We start from the raw sequence: 20,828 nt of genomic DNA, 5'->3' as shown, positions 1-20,828 counted from the left end.
CCCCGAACAGCTCTCGGCGCGCCTTACTGGAAGGCCGTTTCCGAGAAGTTTCTGAGCTTGCGCGAGTGCAGCCGCTCCAACGGCATGTCCGCCAACTTCTCCATCGTGCGGATGCCGATGGTCAGATGCTGGGCGACCTGCCGCTTGTAGAATTCGGTGGCCATGCCGGGCAGCTTCAGTTCTCCGTGCAACGGCTTGTCGGACACGCACAGCAAGGTGCCGTAGGGTACGCGGAAGCGGAACCCGTTGGCGGCGATGGTCGCCGATTCCATGTCGAGCGCAATGGCGCGCGACTGCGAGAGCCGCTGGATCGGACCACGCCGGTCGCGCAATTCCCAATTGCGATTATCGATGGAAGCAACGGTGCCGGTGCGCATGACGCGCTTTAAGTCATATCCCGATAGCCCGGTCACTTCCGCCACGGCCTCCTCGAGCGCGACCTGGATTTCAGCCAGCGCGGGAAGGGGCACCCATAGCGGGAGATCGTCGTCGAGAACATGATCCTCCCGCATGTAAGCATGCGCCAGCACGTAGTCGCCCAGCGCCTGGGTATCGCGCAATCCGGCACAGTGCCCGAGCATGAGCCACGCATGCGGCCTGAGCACGGCGATATGGTCGGTGATCGTCTTGGCGTTCGCGGGCCCGACACCGATATTGACCATGGTGATGCCTGCGTAGTCCGGCCTCTTCAGATGATATGCCGGCATTTGCGGCAGGCGCGCCGTTGTGACGCCGGCGGCCGGTCGCTGTTCGCCGCGCCTGATGATGACGTTGCCGGGCTCGACGAATTCAGTATAGCCGGTATCGCCATTCGCCATCAGGTCCCTGGCGCGAGCACAGAATTCGTCGATGTAGAATTGGTAGTTGGTGAACAACACGAAGTTCTGAAAGTGGTTTGGGCTGGTGGCCGTGTAGTGCTGCAGGCGATGCAGGGAATAGTCGACGCGCTGCGCGGTGAATTGCGCCAGCGGCCTTGGCTGGCCGGCCGGTGATTCGTATGTGCCATTGGCGATCTGATCGTCGGTTCCATCAAGATCTGGAACGTCGAACAGGTCTCGGATCGGTCGCTTGATGTTCCTGGCGGCGGCGCCGTCAACGTAGGTGCCTTCCTGAAAAGCAAAATGCAGCGGGATGGGGGTTTCCGATTCCGATACGACGACCGGAACGCCATGGTTGCGCATGATCAAATCGAGCTGCTCGATGAGATAGGTTTCGAACAGGTCCGGCTGGGTGATCGTGGTCGAGTAGTGCCCGGGCGTCGGCATGTGGCCATAGGACTGACGGGCATCGACCTGGGTGTATGAGCTCGTGGTGACGCTGATTTCCGGGTAGAACGCCCGGTATCGCCGGTTACTGTCGCTGCCAGCCGCGAGCGCGGCGAAGGAATCGCGCAGGAACTGGGTGTTTCGGGCATAAAGTGATCGCAAAGCCGCGACCGCCTTGCGTGCGTCGTCGAAGCTTTGCCGCACGAAGGGCTCTGGCGTGGCTATTGGCCCGATGGCTTGGGGACGGCCGTGATTCTTCATGACCCTAACGTAGTATCTTGGACCCGCCTTGGGGAGGCTTGGTAAGGGAACCTTCCCGGCCCACGGCGCGTCAGCAGTAGCGACAAGACATTCCTGGAAAGCAAACCCGGTAAGAGATCATGAGTTTCTTCGAGCGCCTAAAGACGGCAGCATCCGCCGAGTGGCGGGCCTACACCGAGCATCCCTTCACGAACGGGTTGGCGGACGGTTCGCTCGCCGAGGCGGCGTTTCGCCACTACCTCGTCCAGGACTACCTTTTCCTCATCGAGTTTGCCCGCGCCTACGCGCTCGCCGTCTACAAGTCGCCCAAGCTTGCCGACATGCGTGAAGCGGCCGCCGGCCTCTCGGCCATCCTCGACGTCGAGATGAACCTGCATGTGAAGCTGTGCGCCGGCTGGGGCCTGTCGCCCGGCGATCTCGAACAGGCCCCGCCTGCCGTCGAGATGCTGGCCTACACACGCTACGTACTTGACGCCGGAATGCGCAGCGATCTGTTGGCACTCAAGGTGGCGCTTGCTCCCTGCGTGATCGGCTACGCGGAGATTGCGACGCGGCTTGCGTCGCGACCAGATGCGCTCGCTGCAACGAACCCATATCGCGTTTGGATCACCGAATATGCCGGCGCGCCATACCAGGACGTCGCGGCGAAAGCGCGGGCTCACTTGGAGAATCTCGCCGATCTTTACGCCACGCCCGCCCGCGAGGCCGAGCTGATCGCGATCTTCAAGGAAGCGACCCGACTCGAGTCGGACTTCTGGGAGATGGGCTGGCGCGCGGGCCAGCGTGCACAATAGTCAGTGACGGCGTAATACGTTTGGTTTTCAAGTTGAGCGAGTATGACGGTCGTCGAAAGCGGGCCGCCCTTCCGATCCTGCGCTCCACTTGCCGGGAGCTGCAGCGTTTCTCAGGCTATTTCAGCCACCCTTTGACCCTGGCGCAGAGCGCTTCCGTCGATATGCCGTAGCGGTCGTGCAGCGTTGGCAACGCGCCCGCCGCGAGGAATTCGTCCGGCAGACCGACCATGCGAAAGGCCGGATGCACCCCTTCGCGCATCAGCAGGCCGGCGACAGCCTCGCCCAGGCCGCCATTGACCGTGTGGTTCTCGGCAACCACGACGAGTCGGCCGGGCTTTGCGCAGCAGGCCAAGATCGTTGCGGCATCGAGCGGCTTGATTGTCGGCACGTGCAGGACACCGGCATCGATCCGGTCGCTCATCAGCGCCTTCGCGGCTTCCAGCGCACGCATCGTCATGATGCCCGAGGAGATGAAGAGGACCTCGTACCCGTCCCGCAGCAGCTTGGCCTTCCCGAGTTCGAAGCTGTAGCCGTACTCGTCGAGCACGAGCGGAACCTGCCCACGCAGGAGGCGCATGTAGACCGGTCCCTTGTGGCGCACCATTGCCGGCACGACCTGCTCGATCTCGTGCGCGTCGCAAGGATCGATCACCACCATATTCGGCATGGCGCGGAACAGGGCGAGGTCTTCGGTCGCCTGATGGGAGGGACCGTAGCCTGAGGTGAGTCCCGGCAGCGCGCAGGCGATCTTCACATTGCGGTCTTCCTCCGCGATCGTCTGGTGGATGAAGTCGTAGGCGCGGCGCGAGGCGAACACGGCATAGGTCGTCGCGATGGGCGTGAAGCCTTCCGCTGCCAGTCCGGAGGCGGCACCGAACAGCAACTGCTCCGCCATCCCCATCTGGTAGTAGCGATCGGGAAAGGCCTGCGCGAAGATGTGCAAGTCGGTGTACTTGCCAAGATCGGCGGTCATGCCGAGGATCGAGCCGTCCTCTTTCGCCAACTCGGCGAGCGCGTGGCCGAATGGAGCTGGCTTCGTTCGCTGCCCTTCGCCCGCGATCGAGGCGATCATCGCGGAGGTGGTGAGGCGCGGCTTGCCGGCGTCGGTCTTCGGAGCTGCGGGCTTCATGAAGGCTTCCTCTCGTCGAGTGCGTCGAGCGCAAGCCGCCATTCATGGGCTTCCACGCGGATGAAATGGTTCTTCTCGCGCGCCTCGAGGAAGGGCACGCCTTTGCCCATCAGCGTGTCGGCGATGATCATGCTGGGCTTGCCCTGGCCGTGCTGCGCCTTGGCTGCATCGAAGGCAGTGCGCACCGCCGCAAGATCGTTGCCGTCGATGCGCTGGACAAACCAGCCGAAGGCCTCGAGCTTCTCCTTCAGCGGCTCGAAGCCCATGACGGCGGTCGAGGGGCCGTCGGCCTGCTGGTTGTTGACGTCGACGATGGCGATCAGGTTGTCGAGCTTGTAATGGGCGGCGGACATGATCGCCTCCCAGACCGAGCCTTCGTCCAGTTCGCCATCGGAGAACAGCGTATAGACGCGGCTGTCGGAACCCTTCCGCTTGAGGCCGAGGCATTTGCCGACCGCGATGGACAGCCCGAGTCCGAGCGAGCCGCCCGACATCTCCATGCCGGGCGTGTAGCTCGCCATGCCGGACATCGGCAGGCGGCTTTCGTCGGAGCCATAGGTTTCTAGCTCGTCCTCCGGAATGATCCTGGCCTCGATCAACGCTGCGTACAGGGCAATTGCGTAATGGCCGTTGGAGAGAAGGAAACGATCGCGCTCCTCCCAGCCGGGATCGTTGGGCCGGTAGCGCATAGCGTGGAAATAGGCGGTGGCCAGGATGTCGGCGACATCCAGCGCCTGCGCGATGTATCCTTGCCCTTGCACCTCGCCCATCAGGACGGCATGGCGCCGGATATTCCAGGCACGGCGTTCAAGCGAAACGTTGTGGCCGAGTGGAGCGGTTCTCATGAGTACTGAGCCTTCTTGAAGGTAAGCATTGGCGACAGTGGCGAGGATTGCCGGCCGGAGCCGGTGGCTGCCGCTCAGCCGTGGATCAGCATGCCGCCATTGACGTCGATCACCGCGCCCGTGACGTAGGCCGAGAGATCGGAGGCGAGGAACAGGTAGATGCCCGCCACGTCGCTCGCGTCGCCGAGCCGGTTGAGCGGGATCCCCTTGATAATCTCCCTGCGCATCTCGTCGGTCAGCTTGCCGCCGGTGATGTCGGTCTGGATCAGGCCCGGCGTCACGCAGTTCACGCGGATGCCGTCCGGCCCGAATTCGCGCGCCATCGCCTTGGCGAGTCCGAGTACGCCCGCCTTCGCCGAGGAATAGTGCGGACCGCCGAAGATGCCGCCGCCGCGTTGCGCCGAGACGGAGGACATGCAGGCGATCGAACCCTGCTTGCGCGCCTGCATATGCGGGATGAAGACCTGGCTCAGGAAAAGCACACCCTTGCAATTGATGTCCTGTATGCGATCCCAGCTCGCCTCGTCGATCTCCAGCGTCTTCACCGGTTGGGTGACGCCCGCATTGTTAATCAGGATATCGAGCTGACCGAAGGCCTTGATGACCTTGTCGGCGGCGGCCTGACAGGACGCCTTGTTCGCGACATCGCAGCCGAGGCCGATATGCTGCGGGCCGAGCTCGGCGGCGGCCCTTTGCGCGGCCGTCTCGTCGATATCGAGGATGGCGATGCGCGCGCCATGACTCGCGAAAAGCTTCGCCGTGGCCAAGCCGATGCCTCGAGCGCTGGCGGCGCCTGAAATCGCGGCAGTCTTGTTTTGAAGCAGCATTTCATCCCTCGAACTGGTGTGATTTTTGTTGCGTGATATTGACTCGCCTTTTCCTATGGGAAAGACGCAAAAATTGCGCTATTTGATGAACTGAATTCATCCTGCCGGCCTCCTCACGATGGTCGGCCGGTATCCGCAATCATCAAAACGTCGGGGATTCGAGTTCCTGAGGAAGACATGAGACGCTTGCCGCTTTCCGCGCTCCAGGCCTTCGAGGCCGCAGCCCGGACGGGCTCCTTTCGGGCAGCCGGCGAAGAGCTCGGCATTTCGCCGAGCGCGGTCAGCCACGCGGTTCGCAAGCTGGAAAGCCTGATGGGTGCGGTGCTGTTCGACAGGCAAAACCGTGCCGTCCATCTCAACACGGCGGGCGAAGCGCTGATGCGCCACGTCGCGTCTGGCTTCGACGAGATGCGGCAAGGCATCGAGACCGTCGGCTCGCGCTCCGGCAACCTGCTGCGGTTGCACTGCGCGCCGTCCATGGCCGCGCAATGGCTCATGCCGCGCCTGCGAGATCTTTTGGCCAAGCAACCCGGGCTCGAGGTGCGGCTTGCGGCCGGGGTCGACTATCCGCGGTTTGAGCACGACGAGTTCGACGCCGACATCTGCTACGGGCCACCGCGGCAGGAGGGATTGATCGTCATCCCGCTCGGCGAGGAGACCGTCACTCCTCTCTGCGCGCCGGATCTTGCCGCGCAGATCACCTCAGCGAAGGATCTCCTCGACGCGAAGCTCATCGAAAGCGACAACAAGCGCGTGCGGTGGAATAGCTGGTTCGATGCGAACGAGATCGCTCCTCCGGCTCCCCGTGGCTCGCGCTTCGACCGGTCCTTCATGGCCATCGCCGCAGCCGTCGACGGACTCGGCGTCGCCCTGGAATCGACGCGTCTAGCGGAGCGTGAGATTGCGGCCGGCCAGCTCGTCGCTCCGCTCGCTGGGCGGGCGAAGGACGTGGGCTATGTCGGGCACTACCTCGTCTTTCCACGTGTGGCCAAGGCCCGCCGATCGGTTCGGATGTTCACGCACTGGCTGACGCAGGAGTTGAGCCTGCCTCCGCCAAAGATCTGAAACAAGGCAGCGCTACTTAATGACTGGAGAGACATCGTGAACCTCTACGCAAAACTCCTCGAGCGCGAAGCAGTGCGACGCCCGATCAAGGTCGGGTTGATCGGTGCGGGAAAGTTCGGGGCGATGTACCTTCATCAGGTTCTGCGTACGCCCGGTGTGCACCTCGTCGGCATCGCCGATCTATCGCCATCTCGTGCGATCGAGAACCTGAAGCGCGTCGGATGGACCGAGGAGCGGTATGGCGCAGTCTCTCTTGATGATGCCCTTGAGAATGGCTCGACCTTCCTGACCGACAACTGGGAAGCGCTTGTCAATTACCACGGCATTGACCTGATTGCCGAATGCACCGGTAACCCGGTGGCTGCCGTCGAACATTGTCTGGCAGCATTTTCGGCCGGCAAGCCGATCATCAACGTGACGGTCGAAGCTGATGCGTTCTGCGGACCGATCCTGGCGCATAAAGCCAGGCAGGCAGGTGTGATTTACAGCCTTGCCTATGGCGATCAACCGGCTTTGGCTTGTGATCTCGTTGACTGGGCGAGGGCATGCGGCTTCCCAGTGGTCGCGGCTGGTCGCGGTCACAAATGGCTGCCGCAATATCGGGAATCGACGCCTGAAACGGTCTGGGATCACTGGGGGCTGACCGCCGAGCAGGCTGCACGCGGTGGCATGAACCCGAAGATGTTCAACGCTTTCCTTGACGGATCGAAGCCGGCGATCGAATCCGCTGCGATAGCGAACGCGACCGGCCTAGAGGCGCCGTCGCAGGGGCTTGCGTTCCCTCCGGGATCAGTCGACGACATTCCTACGCTGATGCGCCCCCGCTCTGAAGGAGGAGTGTTGGAGGCCAAGGGTCAAGTCGAGGTCGTGTCCTGCCTCACGGCCGACGGCGCTCTGATCCCCAACGATATTCGAAAGGGCGTTTGGGTTTGCTTCGAAGGCGACAGTGAATACATCCGCAATTGCTTCGAGGAGTACAAGGTCGTCACGGATCCGACTGGCCGTTACATGAGCTCCTACAAGAAATGGCACCTCATCGGTCTGGAACTCGGAATTTCGGTTGCAGCCATCGCACTTCGCGGCGAACCGACGGGTGTTGCAACTAGCTTCAATGCCGATGTTGCCGCTACCGCGAAGAAGGATTTGCGTCCGGGGGATATGCTCGATGGGGAAGGAGGTTACACCGTCTTCGGAAAGCTAACGCCTGCCAGCACATCGCTGGCGAAGGGATATCTGCCGCTGGGCCTTGCTCACAATGTGCGACTGATCCGGCCAGTGGCCAAAGACTCCTGCATCACCTGGGCCGATGTAGCGATCGACGAGACGCTGCCCGCAGTGCGTATCCGACGCGAGCAGGAGGCGCTCTATTCCCCGGCCGCTACACGAAAACGCGCCTAGCTTGTTGCTCTGTCAATGCGCCAACCGCGGCGGCCCGACGCCTCCAATGCCCGCGGTCGCTACGCGTTAGTCTTCCCGTTACTACAATTCCCATCGCATGATCGTGCGGCTCGGACGCCGGCGGCGGAGGCGCCGTCCGTCCAGCAAAACAGAATCGGACTTAGAAGTTGTCTAAGCGATTGACATGCAACGGCAAGGCGCCCGCGCTTCCAGATTTCGAATGTTTCAAATTGCTATTAGACGCCCGATGGCTTGATGGCGACTACAACAGGGCGTAACGGTCCTCGGCATTGATGGGGTCGATGCGCGGAGCTCTTCTCAGCGCATCGGGATTGCCGCGGCTGCCCGTCATGACGAGACAAAGAAGAGGAGGCGAGCAGTGACGCAGTCAGGCCCCGACAACGAGTCTGCAGGCGCAGAGATGCATCGGTCCATGATGGCCGCCTTCTGCGACGTTCTTCGTACCAGTCAGCTTCCGCCCATGACGGTGATGAACCTCGCCGCGTCCGCCCTCGGAGCAATCTACAAGGAAGTTGCCGATCAGCATGGCACCGATGGCGGTTGTCCCTGCGGCTGGAAGCCAAATCCGCGTACCGATATCGCGGTTCTGCAGGCGACATTGGCCGCGTCAATAGAAGCCATCCCATCTGCTGATCTGCGTATCATGCAGGCTGTCGGACGTGCATAAGCCATGATGCGCGCGAGCCCTGCCGATCTCGTACATATCGGTGGGGTTCGACGTCTACGTTGAGCCCACGGCCCGCTCCGGAAGTCCCTTTCATGTTCACGGCCGAACGATCAATACTGCAGCGGTTCCGCTGCCGGAATAATCCATCTCGGCGCGGTCGGTCGCCTTCTCGATTTTGAGCGTTTCTAAAATTTCGCTGGTGCGAAGCATAAGTGTACGCAGCGCCTAGAATTGACGCAGGCGTGCCGTCGGCAAATGGCGGCTGCGCGAAAATAGTACCCCGACCGCTGGGAAAAACATCATCCTTAAACGTCTTACCTTGGAGGAGCCGCAAGGCCGCGGCTGGCGTGACGATAATATTGATACAGGCCCTGCCGGTGAAAGGCGCTTACGCGCCTCATGACGTGCGCGGTTGAACGAGAATGGAAGATTGAACGATGATGGGCGAGATGACGAAACTGGCCGAAGCGCTGCAGACAGGGTGCAGGTTTGGGCGGATGGCGTTGATGGCGCTTGTCGTGTCGGCCGGTGTTGTCGGCCCAGTGGCGGCCCAGGAAGGGGAGCCGACGGCCCAGGCGCAACCCGCATCGCCGCTGCCGTCGTCTCCTGCATCTCCCGCGCCCGGTGTGGAGCGGCCAGTGACATCGCCATCATCAGCGACATCTGTCGGCGCTGACGCCGCGATATCGGCGGCGCCGCTGCCGCAGGTGTCACCGGCAATGGCCGAACCCCCGGCCGCTGCGCCGGTACCATCGAATGCGCCAGTCGTCGCCCCGGCAGCCGGCTCCGCGACGCTTCCGCACGATCTGTCGCCGTGGAGCATGTTCATGCAGGCGGACATGGTCGTGAAGGTGGTGATGGTCGGCCTTGCCTTTGCATCGCTATTGACCTGGACGGTGTGGTTGGCCAAGGGCGTCGAACTCACAGGCGCCAAACGCAACGCCCGTAGCGCCACGCGCAAGCTGAGTGGCGCCGAAAGCCTCGCAGACGCATCACGAGAGATCAATGCCGGATGGACGAAGAATGGCCGCGTCGCCGATCTGGTCAATGCTGCGCTTCAGGAACTGCAGCGCTCGACCGATCTGTCCGCCGAAGGGATCAAGGAGCGTCTCGCGATAGCGCTGTCCCGCATCGAGGCAAAAGCGAGCCGAGACATGGCGCGGGGCACCGGACTTCTCGCGACGATCGGCGCAACGGCGCCGTTCGTCGGCCTGTTCGGCACGGTGTGGGGTATCATGAATTCGTTCATCGGCATCTCGCAATCGAAGACGACGAACCTCGCCGTCGTTGCGCCCGGAATCGCCGAAGCATTGCTCGCGACCGCCATCGGCCTTGTCGCGGCTATTCCGGCGGTGATCATCTATAACGTCTTTGCCCGCGCCATAGCCGGCTACCGCGCATTGCTGTCAGACGCTTCGGGCGAAGTCCTGCAGCACATGTCGCGCGACCTGGAACGGCAGGAGAAGGGCATTGCGCCCGCAAAGATCATCCATGCCGTTCCGAAGATGAGCACTATCGCATCGGCGGCGGAGTGAGCGATCATGGCAGTCTCGCTCAGGGACCCGCAGGACGGCGACCTCGCCGAACTCTCGGAGATCAACGTCACGCCCTTTATCGACGTCATGCTTGTCCTCCTTATCATCTTTATGGTGGCCGCTCCCTTGTCGACCGTCGATGTGGCGGTCGAGTTGCCGGTCTCCAGCGCGCCGCCGCAGGCCCGGCCGGACAAGCCGATCTTTCTCAGCGTCAAGCCGGACCTCACCCTGGCGCTCGGCAACGAGGATGTGCCGCGTGGCGCGTTGCAGGCGACGCTCGACAGGCAGACGGGCAGTGATCGCCAGCAGCGGATATTCCTGCGCGCCGACGGCGTGATCGCCTATCGCGACTTGATGGGGGTGATGAATCTGCTGCGCGATGCGGGCTATCTCAAGGTCGCGCTGGTTGGGCTGGAAGATAGCGGGCAGAGCCGCGCAATCGGCGGACAGTTGTCCGGCGCGTCATCCCCTGCGCAACAGGCCGCGCCGGCGCAGCGGCCATGAGATTCGGCTGGCGTGATCCCGACGCGCGGCCAGATGGTGTCGCATTGCATTCCGTGCTGCGATGGACGCTGGCGGGTGCCGCAGTTGTAGGGCTGCATGCGGGGGCGATATGGCTGGTGCTCAACCGGAAAGAAGCCTCGGCTGCGGGCGAACCGCCAGCCGCTGTGATGATGGAGTTGGCGCCACTGGCCGTTGCGCCCGAAGCGCCGCCGGATCAACTGCCGCCCGATGAACGGATGACTGAAGCGCAACCTTCCCCGATGGAGGAAAAGAGCGACAAGCCTGCCGAACTGCCGGAGGAAAAGCCCGAGCCGGTCGTCATGGAGGTGAAGAAGCCAGTTGAGGACGTCCCGCTGCCGCCAACACCGCCGCCGGAAATCGAGGCGCCAAAGCTGCCGGAAGTGGCGAATGCGGAAGCCACCTTGACGCCGCCACCGCCGCAGCCGAAGGCCGCCAGGAAGCCACCGCCAAAAAAGATGGCCGAGCGCAAGAAGCCGGACGACCGCAAGATAGATCGCACCACGGCGCCGTTGGCGACGTCAAATCCGCGGGCGGATCGGGCGGCCGCGCCGTCGTCGAGTTCGGCCTTCAGTCCCTCGACATCACCCGCCACATGGCGGAGCAGCGTCAACGCTCACCTCCTTCGGCATAAAGGTGGAAGCCCGAACGGGGCATTGGGCACGGCCGTGGTGGCTTTCGTCATCAACCGCTCGGGCGGCGTATTGAGTTCGCGTCTCGTCCGAAGCTCCGGAAATCCGGTGCTGGACGCGAAGGCTGTTTCGACGCCCCGCAGTGCCAGTCCCGTGCCGGCACCCCCGCCGGATGTCGCAGACAGTGCCCTCACGCTCACCGTTCCCATCCGATACGACCCCTGAAGTGGGACGATACCCGTAGATTCAATAGATCGATCTTAGGACGAGCCAAATCTGCTGCTTGGAGCCTATCTAAACATCCGTAGTTGTGAAACGCCTGAGGCACCATTAGAGAGAAAGCGGGTTGGGGCCTCGCGATAGCTGCCTGTGGAGCATTCCAGGCTTTGACGTCCGGGCAGGGATGAGAGGGACCAGCACTTAGTGTGACGACCGTGCATGCGACGAACATCGCAGGTGGGGGTGTGATTTGCGCGACCTTTTGGCAATCCCGCGATCGGCCTGCGCCAATCCTCCGGTGGAGCGCTTGACGTGAAGGGGAGCGATACCCGCAGCGTAATCTTTCTCGCACATCGTGCAGCTCTGATCGAATACGCGACACCAATTCTCGGCTCCCGCGAGACCGCCGAGGACATCGTGCAGGAAGCGTTCCTCAAATTCGTGCCGCCACGGCCAGCAGCCGACGTGCCCGAGCAACCCGCAGCCTATCTCTACCGCATCGTCCGCAATCTCTCGCTCGATCTCCTGCGGCGCAAAAAGCTCGAAAGCCGGGATCCACTCGACGAGACGTCCTATTGGGCGATGCCGCGCCCTGAGGCCTCGCCGGAACAGAGCGCCTTGTTGCGCGACGACATCCGCCAGATCGCTGCGATGCTCGCTGAAATGCCGACGGAAACCAGGATTGCCGTCGAAATGCACCGTTTTGGAGGGCATAAGCTTCAGGACATTGCGGCGCATCTCGGTCTCTCCGTCGCAACGGTGCACCGGATGATCCATGCGGCTCTGGTGGATATCGCGAAGCGGACTGGTCGCGATCATACGTGACATAATTCTCCCGGTGTGAAAAAGAGCTCCGACCTATTCGTCTATTCAGAGCAGGCGAGACATGATCGCATGCTCTGGGGATGAGGTTCCGGGACGAGGATCACGGGATGTCGCTGAATAAGAATGGGGGCAAGCCCGAAGCCCTGCTGGACGAAGCGGCCGATTGGCTGTTGCGTCTTCGGGAAGCGGCGGACGACTTGCGCGTGCGGGACGATTTCAACGCCTGGCTTTCACGCTCCAGCGAGCACCGAGCTGCGTGGCACCGGGTCCGGGAAAGCTGGCATCTGCTGGGCGAGGGGAAGCCGATATATGAGCATGTCTGGCGGCCTCAATCGTTGCAGGCGCCATCCTCTGGCGTCGGCAAGGCGTCCCGCGTTCCGCGGCGGCGATGGCGGTGGGCGGCGCCTGTTTCAGCCATTGGTCTGGCTGCCTGTCTGCTTGTCGTTGCCGTCCCCTCGCTTCTCGTGCGGCTGGAGGCAGACCATCTCACCACGACTGCACAAAGCCGGCTGGTGACACTCGAAGATGGTACGACCGTCTATCTCGCTGCTGACAGCGCCATAAAGACGGACTTTTCGGCCAACCGGCGTCAGGTCCGTTTGCTCGCGGGGGAAGCATTCTTCGATGTGATTCGCAATCCGGGACGGCCGTTCGTCGTCGAGGCGAGTGGTGTGAGGGTCGAGGTAACGGGCACGGCCTTCGATGTTCGTCTCTCATCATCGGCGACGCAAGTGGAGCTCGCACGGGGGGCAGTCGGTGTCTCCTCCAATGCGACCCAACGCACGCCCCCCGCCGTGCTGGCCCCGGGACAGATGCTGGTCATCGATCGCAAATCGGGTGCGATGACAAGGAGCGATATCGCACCGGAGGATATTGGCGCATGGCGCGAGGGCAGGCTGTTCGTCAACGACGCAACGATCGGCGCCGTCGTCGAACAGATACAGCGCTATCACGCTGCCTGGATCGCAATTCCCGATATCACGCTGGCGCAGCAGACGGTCACCGGCCTGTATGACCTGCGCGATCCCGACCGTGCGCTGCGTGCGCTGGTGCAACCGCACGGTGGCAAGGTTCACGAGGTCTCCCGCTTCGCTCGCATCGTTTCACGACTTTAAGTCGAATCTAAACTGCGAAGTCGTTTCTCGCGCCGAATGCGCGGCAAATCCTGAAAAAAATAATCGAGCCGATCGTCTTTAGTCGGGAAGCGCATTTCGAAAGAAGAATGCGTAGCAACGGGCTGAGGTATGGGTTGTGGCTTGCGTTTCTAAGTCGAGTATTTTCAACAAAATCAATGAAAGTTCTGCGAACGCTAGGCGTATTGCGTGTCTTCTTGCGGCGATAGTTGCTGCGGACAGCGCCTCGCGCGCATTCGCACAGGCGTCGCCCGATTCTGGAATAGTTCAAGTCCAGGGTGGCGACGCGGCAGCGCCACGAAACTTCAACATTCCTGCGCAGCCACTCGGTGCTGCTCTCAATGCCTTTGGCCGCCAGTCCGGCCTTCAGGTGACGTTGTCCGCCGCAACGTCGCGCGGGCTGACATCGAATGCCGTCAACGGCAGCTTTACACCGGAGCAAGCGCTGGCGCTCATGTTGCGAAACACGGGCATCACGTTTCGCGTCACGGCCGATCGCACCGCCGTTATCGGGGCGACGACGTCGTCGGCGGCGGCGGAGGTATATATCCCCGGCGCAACCCAGCTCGATCCACTGGTTATATCGGGTGGCCGAAATGCCATTTCGGGGTCCGGCTATCAGGGGACGCCGGACTGGGTCTATCAGGCGCCGGCCGCCGTCAGCGTGATCTCGCGCGAGGCGATCGAGAGCAGTCCAACCCGCAACGCTCGCGACCTGCTCGACAATGTCGCCGGCGTCTATGCCAACCGCTCTGAAGCGCAGAACCCGGGCATCAGCATCAATATCCGCGGCCTTCAGGACCAGGATCGCATCGCCACCATGATCGATGGCGCGCGGCAAAGCTTTCAGCGCAGCGCACATGGCGCCACGCAGCGCACTTACGTCGATACGGCCTTTATCCGTGCCGTCGACATCGAGAAAAGCACGACATCCGGCGTCGGCAGCGCCGGCGCGCTGGGCGGTTCTGTCAACTTCCGAACCCTTCTCGCGGAAGACCTGATCGCGCCGGGCAAGCAGTACGGTGGCCAGGTCAACCTCACCACCGGGACCAACCAGTTCAATTTCGACGGTTCGACGGCCGCTGCGGTGCGCCTGTCCGATCGCTTTTCCGTTCTCGGCGGCATCAGCTACAAGAATATCGGCGCCTATGACATCGGCAAGAACGGCACCATCAGTAGCGCGGCGACCTATGCCGGGGATGTGTTGCTGTTCTCCGGTCAGGAGGTCCGCTCCAGCATTCTGAAAGCCGAGGGGCAGGTCACGGAAGACGTCAAGGTCACGCTTGGCTGGGTGCGGAACGATTCCAGGTTCAACACCGGAAACTATGATTCCGCGGGGAGCATTGGCAACCTGCAGAAGGCGACGGAAGGGGTTGTCAATAACACCTTCACCTCTGCGCTCGATTGGAAGCCCGATAGCGAGCTGATCGATCTGAAGGCTCGCCTCTACTACAACAACCTCAGGAACAACAAGGTCGAGCAAGGCTCGCTCCTGTCGACCGGGCCGTCGAACTACGTCATGGGGACGCTCGGCGGCAGCGTCGAGAATACCAGCCGCTTCGACACGGGTTTGGGGGCCCTGGCTCTCAACTACGGCATGGAAGCTTTCAACGACGACGGCAAGACCACTCTCACACGTGGCTTTGTAGCCGCCGACGGCACTGACTACTCAAGCACGCTCTCGGGCGGCACGCCGAGTGGCAAGCGCGACATCGTCAGTGGTTTTGGCAATGCAAAATATGAGCCCACCGATTGGCTGACCGTTTCAGGTGGCTTGCGTTACGACTGGTACCATGCGGAGGGAACAACGACGATCTACGGCAACGAGACGCAGGACATCATAGGTTACGTCGTTATCCCTGGTGTACCTCCTACGCCGCGGGTCTGCTGGCCTTCACCGCCGTTCCCGCCCAATTTCCGATGCACTGGACCCACTCCTGGGATTCCCGCTCGAACCGAGCCGATATACGGGCCGAAATACTACAAGAGACATGACGTCAAGGTCGATAATTCCGGCGGAGCGTTATTGCCGACAATGACCATCGCAGTGAAGCCGGTCGATTGGCTTCAGCCGTTCGTCAAATACTCGAAGAGCTACCGGCCGCCGACCATCATGGAGTCGTTTCTCAACGGCGGGCACGACGGGCCCGCCGTCAATGGCTATGCGCCCAATCCGTATCTCAGGCCGGAGCGTGGCGACACTTATGAGCTCGGCGCGAACATCTTTCGCAATGGAATATTTTCGGAGCGCGACACCTTCCGCTTCAAGGCTGTCGGCTTCTATCGCGAGATCACGGACTATATCAGTTTCGGCTACATCTATAATTCGGAAGCCCAGCGGCAGTATGCTTCATACGTGAATCTCGATGGCGTGACGCGCATGAAGGGTCTCGAGATCGAGGGCAACTACGATGCCCGGGTGATCTACATCGGGGGCACGCTGACGCGCATCGATACCGAACTTGCCGACAGCTTTACCTCGCCTTCAGGAAACAGCATCCCGATCAATAGCGGCAGGGGCGCCGCCGTGATCTTCGAACAACCGAAGCTGCGGGTCACACTTGATGCGGGTGTACGCCTGTTCGACGAAAAGCTGACGTTGGGCGGACGCGTTACCGACGTCTCGAAGACGGAGCCGGTGCTGGGCTCGCTTCGGACCGGCTACGAGATGGCTGGCTACCGGGTTTACGACATCTACGGATCCTATGCCTTCGATCCGATGACGAAGCTGCGCTTTGCGGTCACCAATCTCACCGACGTTGCTTACGCTCCGGCCCTTGGCGCCAACTTCTTCGCCGCGCCCGGACGAACCGCAACTGTATCGCTCAACTACAAATTCTAGGAATTCCACGGCCGCAGGCTCTGGATGCGAGGTTCGTCCTGGGACGAACAGATGAAACAGGCAAAGGGAAACAAGAAATGACACTGTTGATTGAGCTGACCGCAGCGAGCAGCAATCTTCCATCCTACCTCGCAGCCTATGACGCGAACTTCTCCTACAACGACAACGGCTGGTTCTCCCGGTCATTCTCTACCGGTCAGGATCAGTGGTCCGCCGGTGTCGATACCGAAGGCGTCGACAACAACATCCCCTCGGTCATCATGGGGATCGACGACTACAGCTATTCGCCGGGCCTGTTCAACGGCGATGTCACTTCGCTCACGCTCGGCCGGAACCTCGAATATGATGCCGGCCAGGATCTGTGGGTGCAGGATGAAGAGCTCATCATCACGAACGTGAGCGGCTACATGCCGGATACGACCACGTTCGCCTATGCGATCTACAGCCTGTCGCACGGCGGAGCCGTTGACGGTCTGGGGACCTTCCCGGGTCTGACGGACTACTTTGCCGAGCAAGGCACAATGCAGGTCGGGAATCTGGGTCTCGACGATACGCTGCTCGGTTTCGGCGGCCAGGATACTTTCGTATTCCAGGACGGGTCCTCGTTCGACACCGTCAACAGCTTCGATCTTGCTGTGGACATCCTCGATGTCTCGGCGTGGGGGGCAACGGGATTGGGGGACCTGTTTATTTCCACGATCGGAGCCGACACTGTCATCAGCAGCTCCGATTTCACCGACGGCATCACGATTGCCGGCGTAACGGGGTTGACGGCCGCGAACTTCGAGTTTGCGTGAGAGACATCCCGAATTCTGCAAGGGGCAACGCCGCGTTCATCCGTGAACGCGGCGGAAGCCGGCAATGATTCCAATTATCGTCATCAAGAAAATCTAAGGAGTTAAGGAATGGCATTGGTACTGAACTACACGAGCGCGAGCAGCGACCTTCCGGTCTTCCTGGACAACTGGATCGACAGTTTCGAGTATCGCGGAACGGGCGGCTTCAACGCCGTCAGGAACGTGTCGGACCAGTGGTATGCTGGAACGCGCATCGTGGGCGGTGTGGACAACGACAAGTCGTCCGTGATCGTGAACGGAACTGATTTCAGCTATACGCCCGGTGTGGTCGATGGCACGGTCACCACGTTGACGCTTGGCAGCAATCTCGCTTACGTCTCGTCCACCGATCAGTGGGTGCAAGATGAAGGCCTGTCGGTCGATTTCAGCGGTGCAGCGCTGACGCCGGCTTTCGATGCTGCAATTGCCGATCTGTCGCAGAACGGCAGCCTGGATGCGCTCTATGGCTATTTCGCCGAGCAGGGCACCATCCAGAACGGCACCGTTGGCAACGACGTCATGCTGAGTTTTGCCGGCAATGATACGCTCACCGGCAATCTTGGCGATGATACCTTCACTTTTGCCGATGGTTGGGCAGACGACGTCATCGCTGATTTCGGCACCGATACTGGAAATGACGACGTTATCGATCTGCAGGCGGTGACGGGCATTTCGAGCTATGCCGATCTGTTCCTCAACCACAGCAACTGGTGGGACGACACCGGCGTTCTTACCATCACCTACGGCACGAACACGCTTCAGTTGGACGGCTATGTCGGAACCGACATTGCCAACCTGATTCTCTGCGGCAATATTTTGGTCTGAGAGCCGCCTGTGCTCAAAATCCCGCATCGCAAGCCGTCGCAGCCTTTGGCTGCGGCGGTCGTGTCGCCTCTGGCGCCGGCGCTTGCCGGAATTGCGGTGGTCAGCGGCGTAGTCAATATCCTGGCGCTGACGTCGCCGCTGTTCATGCTCCAGGTCTATGATCGCGTGTTGGCGAGCCGCAGTCTGTCCACGTTGGTCGGGCTTGCGGTGCTGGCTGCGGTTCTGTTCGCGTTTCAATCGATGCTGGATGTGATCCGCGGTCGCGTATTGCTGCGGATCGGTGAGAGCGTCGATCGTAAACTGTCCGGTCGCGTGCATGAGGCGATCGTCCGGTTGCCACTTGAAGCCCGGATGCCGGGAGACGGCCTGCAGCCGCTGCGCGATCTCGACAATGTTCGCAGCTTCCTGTCGGGGCAGGGACCGACGGCACTGTTCGATCTGCCATGGATGCCGCTCTATCTCGCTATTTGCTTCCTGTTCCATTTCTGGATCGGCATCACCGCGCTTGTGGGCGCGATCGTCCTGGTGTCGCTCACGGTTGTCACAGATGCGCTGTCGCGCGGGCCGACGCGTGCTGCGATGCAGCACGGCATGGCGCGCAACGCGCTGATGGAGGCCGGCCGGCGCAATGCCGAAGTGGTTTGCGCCATGGGGATGGGCGGTCGAGTGGCGAAACGCTGGCAGAAGGCGAATACGGAATATCTCGCCGCAAACCGGCGCACCGGCGACATCGTCGGCGGCCTCGGCGGTGTGTCCAGATCGCTGCGTATGATCCTGCAATCGGGCATGCTGGCGGTCGGCGCTTATTTGGTCATCAGGCAGGAGACGAGCGCCGGCGTCATGATCGCGAGTTCGATCATGATGGGCCGTGCGCTGGCGCCGGTCGATCTCGCGATTGCCGCTTGGAAGCCGTTCCTGATGGCGCGGCAGAGTTGGGGCAGACTCGAGGAGATGTTCGCACTGATGCCTGAGGCGCGGGCGATCATGGCGCTGCCGAAGCCGGAGCGCGAGTTGCGCGCGGAATCGATCAGCGTCACGCCTCCCGGCGAGAGGAAGCCAAGCCTTACAGGGGTCAATTTTGTGCTGCCGGCGGGAAGCGCGCTTGGCATCATCGGCCCGAGCGGCAGTGGAAAGTCCACACTCGCGCGTGCGCTGGTCGGCGTTTGGACGCCGGCAAGCGGCAAGGTGCGCGTCGATGGCGCCGGATTCGATCAATGGGACCGGGAAGAGTTGGGTCGCCACGTCGGCTATCTGCCGCAGGGTGTCGAACTGTTCGACGGTACCATCGCCGAGAACATCTCCCGCTTTGAAGCGAATGCCGATGCTGGCGTCATTGTCGCCGCGGCCCAGGCGGCGGGCGCACACGATCTCATCCTTCGCTTTGACAACGGCTATGAGACCCGTATCGGGGAGGCGGGCTCGGCCCTGTCGGCCGGGCAACGGCAGTGCATCGGTCTGGCTCGCGCGCTTTACGGAGATCCGTTTCTCGTCGTGCTCGACGAGCCCAACGCGAACCTCGATGCGGAAGGCGAGAAGGCCGTCGTCAAGGCAATGATGTCTGTGCGCGAGCGGAAGGGGATCGTCGTTGTCGTTGCTCATCGCCCCAGCGCGCTCAGCGTGGTGGACCTCGTGGCCGTCATCGAAGCAGGAAGAATGAAGGCCTTTGGACCACGCGACGAGGTGCTGTCTCGCGCCCTGAAAGCTGCAAATCCTCCGCCGGCTACGATGACGACGGCTGCCGGCTATTTGACCGGTTTTCGCGCCGCCGCTCCGTTCCGCGTCGTCGCGACGGCCACCGACCCGGGTACAGGCAGATCGCCCGACCAATATGCGGATGAAGTCGATGCCGAACGCTGATCACGTCGCCCTCGCGCGTTCGATCCGGCGCCATCTCCTCGTCGGTGGCCTCGCAAGCCTGTTTCTCGTGGCAGGGATCGGCGGATGGGCGGCGGCGACAAATCTGGCCGGCGCCGTGGTCGCGACCGGACATTTCGTCGTCGATTCCTATGTGAAGAAGGTGCAGCATCCAACCGGCGGTGTGGTCGGCGAAATCCGGGTGCGCGAGGGCCAGCGCGTCACCGTGGGTGACGTCGTAATGCGACTGGATGCGACGCAAACGCGTTCCAACCTCGCCATCGTCACCAAGCGGCTGGATGAATTCGCCGTGCGGCGCGCGCGGCTGGAAGCAGAGCGCGATGAGGCGCCGGCGATCTCATTCCCTGCGGCGCTGATGATGCGCGCAGTCGACAGCGATGTCGCGCAGCTATTGGCAGGGGAACGCAAGCTTTTCGAGCTTCGCCGTGAAGCTCGACTTGGTCAGAAAGCGCAGTTGCGCGAACGCATCCTTCAATACGAGAAGGAGGTGCGTGGCCTGGTCTCCCAGGAAGAAGCGAAGGTGCGGGGAATCGCGCTGATTGAGCGTGAGCTCACGGGTGTGCGTGAGCTCTGGGAGAAGGGTCTCGTGCCGATCCAGCGCATGATGGCGCTGGAGCGCGAAGGCACCAATCTGGACGGTGAGCGCGGCCGGCTTGCGGCGGCGCAGGCCCAGTCCGGCGGCAAGATCGCAGAGACACAGCTTCAGATCATCCAGATCGATCAGGACCTTCGCAGCGAAGTGGCCAACAGCCTGCGTGAGATCGAAGCGCAAACGGCCGAGTACGTCGAACGCAAGGTTTCGGCTGAGGATCAACTGAAACGCATCGATCTCGTCGCGCCGCAAAGCGGTCTGGTGCACGAGCTCGCAGTTCATACCGTTGGTGGCGTAATTTCACCGGCCGATACGATCATGCTGATAGTGCCTGATAGCGACAGGCTGGCGTTGGAAGCACAGATACAGCCGCAGGATATCGACCAGATTCGGCTGGGCCAGAAAGCGGTTTTGCGCATGTCGGCCTTCAATCAGCGAACCACACCGGAGTTGAACGGCGAGGTCAGCCGCATTGCCGCCGATCTGACGCAAGATCAAAAGAGCGGACTATCCTACTATGTCGTTCGCATTGCCGTGCCGCCGCGGGAGCTTGCGCGTCTCGGCAAGCTCGTGTTGGTGCCGGGGATGCCGGCCGAGGCATTTATTCAGACCGGCGATCGAACGGTCATCTCCTATCTGGTCAAGCCGCTGCGGGATCAGATCAACCGCGCGTTCCGCGAGGAATAGTGCTGGCCTATCGCATTTTGCTGAGCGACGGGA

General features: G+C 61.9%; 18 protein-coding genes. 14 read left to right on the top strand and 4 right to left on the bottom strand.

The genetic code is table 11. The features are described from left to right. Positions 1–23 precede the first annotated feature (23 nt). The gene (locus V1292_RS30360; protein ID WP_334376225.1) at positions 24–1,526 is read right to left on the bottom strand and encodes an AMP nucleosidase; all 1,503 of its coding nucleotides are present in this window, start codon (positions 1,524–1,526) and stop codon (positions 24–26) included. A 119-nt stretch (positions 1,527–1,645) separates the two neighbouring features. On the opposite strand from V1292_RS30360, the gene tenA reads away from it, so the two are divergent. Next, positions 1,646–2,320 carry a thiaminase II gene (gene tenA / locus V1292_RS30355; RefSeq protein WP_334376224.1) on the top strand — a complete coding sequence of 225 codons (675 nt, stop codon included), beginning with the start codon at positions 1,646–1,648 and terminating at the stop codon, positions 2,318–2,320. A 115-nt stretch (positions 2,321–2,435) separates the two neighbouring features. Here tenA and V1292_RS30350 read toward each other — a convergent pair whose 3' ends face one another. The 3 genes from V1292_RS30350 to V1292_RS30340 all read right to left on the bottom strand — a co-directional run bounded on the left by V1292_RS30350 (position 2,436) and on the right by V1292_RS30340 (position 5,121). Next, positions 2,436–3,449 (bottom strand): transketolase family protein, encoded by a 1,014-nt coding sequence (locus V1292_RS30350; protein ID WP_334376223.1) that lies wholly within the window; start codon positions 3,447–3,449, stop codon positions 2,436–2,438. Next, complete coding sequence (locus V1292_RS30345; RefSeq protein WP_334376222.1) at positions 3,446–4,294, bottom strand: transketolase; 849 nt, start codon at positions 4,292–4,294, stop codon at positions 3,446–3,448. Before V1292_RS30345 ends, V1292_RS30350 begins: the two co-directional genes overlap by 4 nt. 74 nt (positions 4,295–4,368) lie before the next feature. Further along, positions 4,369–5,121, bottom strand: coding sequence for an SDR family NAD(P)-dependent oxidoreductase (locus tag V1292_RS30340; RefSeq protein ID WP_334376221.1), 753 nt, complete (start codon positions 5,119–5,121; stop codon positions 4,369–4,371). 177 nt (positions 5,122–5,298) lie between these two features. On the opposite strand from V1292_RS30340, the gene V1292_RS30335 reads away from it, so the two are divergent. From V1292_RS30335 to V1292_RS30275, 13 genes are all read left to right on the top strand, one after another. Beyond that, positions 5,299–6,186 (top strand): LysR substrate-binding domain-containing protein, encoded by an 888-nt coding sequence (locus V1292_RS30335; protein WP_334376220.1) that lies wholly within the window; start codon positions 5,299–5,301, stop codon positions 6,184–6,186. 36 nt (positions 6,187–6,222) lie between these two features. Next, positions 6,223–7,584, top strand: coding sequence for an NAD(P)H-dependent oxidoreductase (locus tag V1292_RS30330; RefSeq protein ID WP_334376219.1), 1,362 nt, complete (start codon positions 6,223–6,225; stop codon positions 7,582–7,584). 433 nt (positions 7,585–8,017) lie between these two features. After that, complete coding sequence (locus V1292_RS30325) at positions 8,018–8,272, top strand: hypothetical protein (RefSeq protein WP_334376218.1); 255 nt, start codon at positions 8,018–8,020, stop codon at positions 8,270–8,272. A 449-nt stretch (positions 8,273–8,721) separates the two neighbouring features. Next, positions 8,722–9,807: a tonB-system energizer ExbB gene (gene exbB / locus V1292_RS30320; protein ID WP_334376217.1), complete on the top strand. Its 1,086-nt coding sequence runs from the start codon at positions 8,722–8,724 to the stop codon at positions 9,805–9,807. A 6-nt stretch (positions 9,808–9,813) separates the two neighbouring features. Then, on the top strand, positions 9,814–10,311 hold the full coding sequence (gene exbD, locus V1292_RS30315) for a TonB system transport protein ExbD (RefSeq protein ID WP_334376216.1): 498 nt from the start codon (positions 9,814–9,816) through the stop codon (positions 10,309–10,311). Then, positions 10,308–11,186, top strand: a complete 879-nt coding sequence (locus V1292_RS30310; protein ID WP_334376215.1) for an energy transducer TonB family protein — start codon at positions 10,308–10,310, stop codon at positions 11,184–11,186. Before exbD ends, V1292_RS30310 begins: the two co-directional genes overlap by 4 nt. Positions 11,187–11,492: 306 nt before the next feature. Next, complete coding sequence (locus V1292_RS30305; RefSeq protein ID WP_334376214.1) at positions 11,493–12,005, top strand: sigma-70 family RNA polymerase sigma factor; 513 nt, start codon at positions 11,493–11,495, stop codon at positions 12,003–12,005. A 107-nt stretch (positions 12,006–12,112) separates the two neighbouring features. Next, complete coding sequence (locus V1292_RS30300) at positions 12,113–13,120, top strand: FecR family protein (protein ID WP_334376213.1); 1,008 nt, start codon at positions 12,113–12,115, stop codon at positions 13,118–13,120. 394 nt (positions 13,121–13,514) lie between these two features. Next, positions 13,515–15,980, top strand: coding sequence for a TonB-dependent hemoglobin/transferrin/lactoferrin family receptor (locus V1292_RS30295; RefSeq protein WP_442895574.1), 2,466 nt, complete (start codon positions 13,515–13,517; stop codon positions 15,978–15,980). Positions 15,981–16,057: 77 nt separating this feature from the next. Further along, positions 16,058–16,777: a hypothetical protein gene (locus tag V1292_RS30290; RefSeq protein ID WP_334376210.1), complete on the top strand. Its 720-nt coding sequence runs from the start codon at positions 16,058–16,060 to the stop codon at positions 16,775–16,777. 108 nt (positions 16,778–16,885) lie between these two features. Further along, positions 16,886–17,641 carry a hypothetical protein gene (locus V1292_RS30285; RefSeq protein WP_334376209.1) on the top strand — a complete coding sequence of 252 codons (756 nt, stop codon included), beginning with the start codon at positions 16,886–16,888 and terminating at the stop codon, positions 17,639–17,641. Positions 17,642–17,650: 9 nt separating this feature from the next. Then, complete coding sequence (locus V1292_RS30280; protein WP_442895573.1) at positions 17,651–19,498, top strand: type I secretion system permease/ATPase; 1,848 nt, start codon at positions 17,651–17,653, stop codon at positions 19,496–19,498. Then, positions 19,485–20,795: an HlyD family type I secretion periplasmic adaptor subunit gene (locus V1292_RS30275; RefSeq protein WP_334376208.1), complete on the top strand. Its 1,311-nt coding sequence runs from the start codon at positions 19,485–19,487 to the stop codon at positions 20,793–20,795. Before V1292_RS30280 ends, V1292_RS30275 begins: the two co-directional genes overlap by 14 nt. Positions 20,796–20,828: the final 33 nt, after the last annotated feature.

The organism is Bradyrhizobium sp. AZCC 1719, from assembly GCF_036924525.1.
Classification (GTDB): domain Bacteria; phylum Pseudomonadota; class Alphaproteobacteria; order Rhizobiales; family Xanthobacteraceae; genus Bradyrhizobium.
This window is presented reverse-complemented; position numbering and strand designations above follow the sequence as displayed.

Excerpts from the sequence above, each read along its gene's own strand:
- V1292_RS30300 (WP_334376213.1), top strand. The coding sequence starts at position 12,113 with ATGTCGCTGAATAAGAATGGGGGCAAGCCCGAAGCCCTGCTGGACGAA.
- V1292_RS30360 (WP_334376225.1), bottom strand. The coding sequence starts at position 1,526 with ATGAAGAATCACGGCCGTCCCCAAGCCATCGGGCCAATAGCCACGCCA.
- V1292_RS30275 (WP_334376208.1), top strand. The coding sequence starts at position 19,485 with ATGCCGAACGCTGATCACGTCGCCCTCGCGCGTTCGATCCGGCGCCAT.
- exbB (WP_334376217.1), top strand. The coding sequence starts at position 8,722 with ATGACGAAACTGGCCGAAGCGCTGCAGACAGGGTGCAGGTTTGGGCGG.
- V1292_RS30310 (WP_334376215.1), top strand. The coding sequence starts at position 10,308 with ATGAGATTCGGCTGGCGTGATCCCGACGCGCGGCCAGATGGTGTCGCA.
- V1292_RS30345 (WP_334376222.1), bottom strand. The coding sequence starts at position 4,294 with ATGAGAACCGCTCCACTCGGCCACAACGTTTCGCTTGAACGCCGTGCC.
- exbD (WP_334376216.1), top strand. The coding sequence starts at position 9,814 with ATGGCAGTCTCGCTCAGGGACCCGCAGGACGGCGACCTCGCCGAACTC.
- V1292_RS30350 (WP_334376223.1), bottom strand. The coding sequence starts at position 3,449 with ATGAAGCCCGCAGCTCCGAAGACCGACGCCGGCAAGCCGCGCCTCACC.
- V1292_RS30335 (WP_334376220.1), top strand. The coding sequence starts at position 5,299 with ATGAGACGCTTGCCGCTTTCCGCGCTCCAGGCCTTCGAGGCCGCAGCC.
- V1292_RS30290 (WP_334376210.1), top strand. The coding sequence starts at position 16,058 with ATGACACTGTTGATTGAGCTGACCGCAGCGAGCAGCAATCTTCCATCC.
- V1292_RS30285 (WP_334376209.1), top strand. The coding sequence starts at position 16,886 with ATGGCATTGGTACTGAACTACACGAGCGCGAGCAGCGACCTTCCGGTC.
- V1292_RS30325 (WP_334376218.1), top strand. The coding sequence starts at position 8,018 with ATGATGGCCGCCTTCTGCGACGTTCTTCGTACCAGTCAGCTTCCGCCC.
- V1292_RS30340 (WP_334376221.1), bottom strand. The coding sequence starts at position 5,121 with ATGCTGCTTCAAAACAAGACTGCCGCGATTTCAGGCGCCGCCAGCGCT.
- tenA (WP_334376224.1), top strand. The coding sequence starts at position 1,646 with ATGAGTTTCTTCGAGCGCCTAAAGACGGCAGCATCCGCCGAGTGGCGG.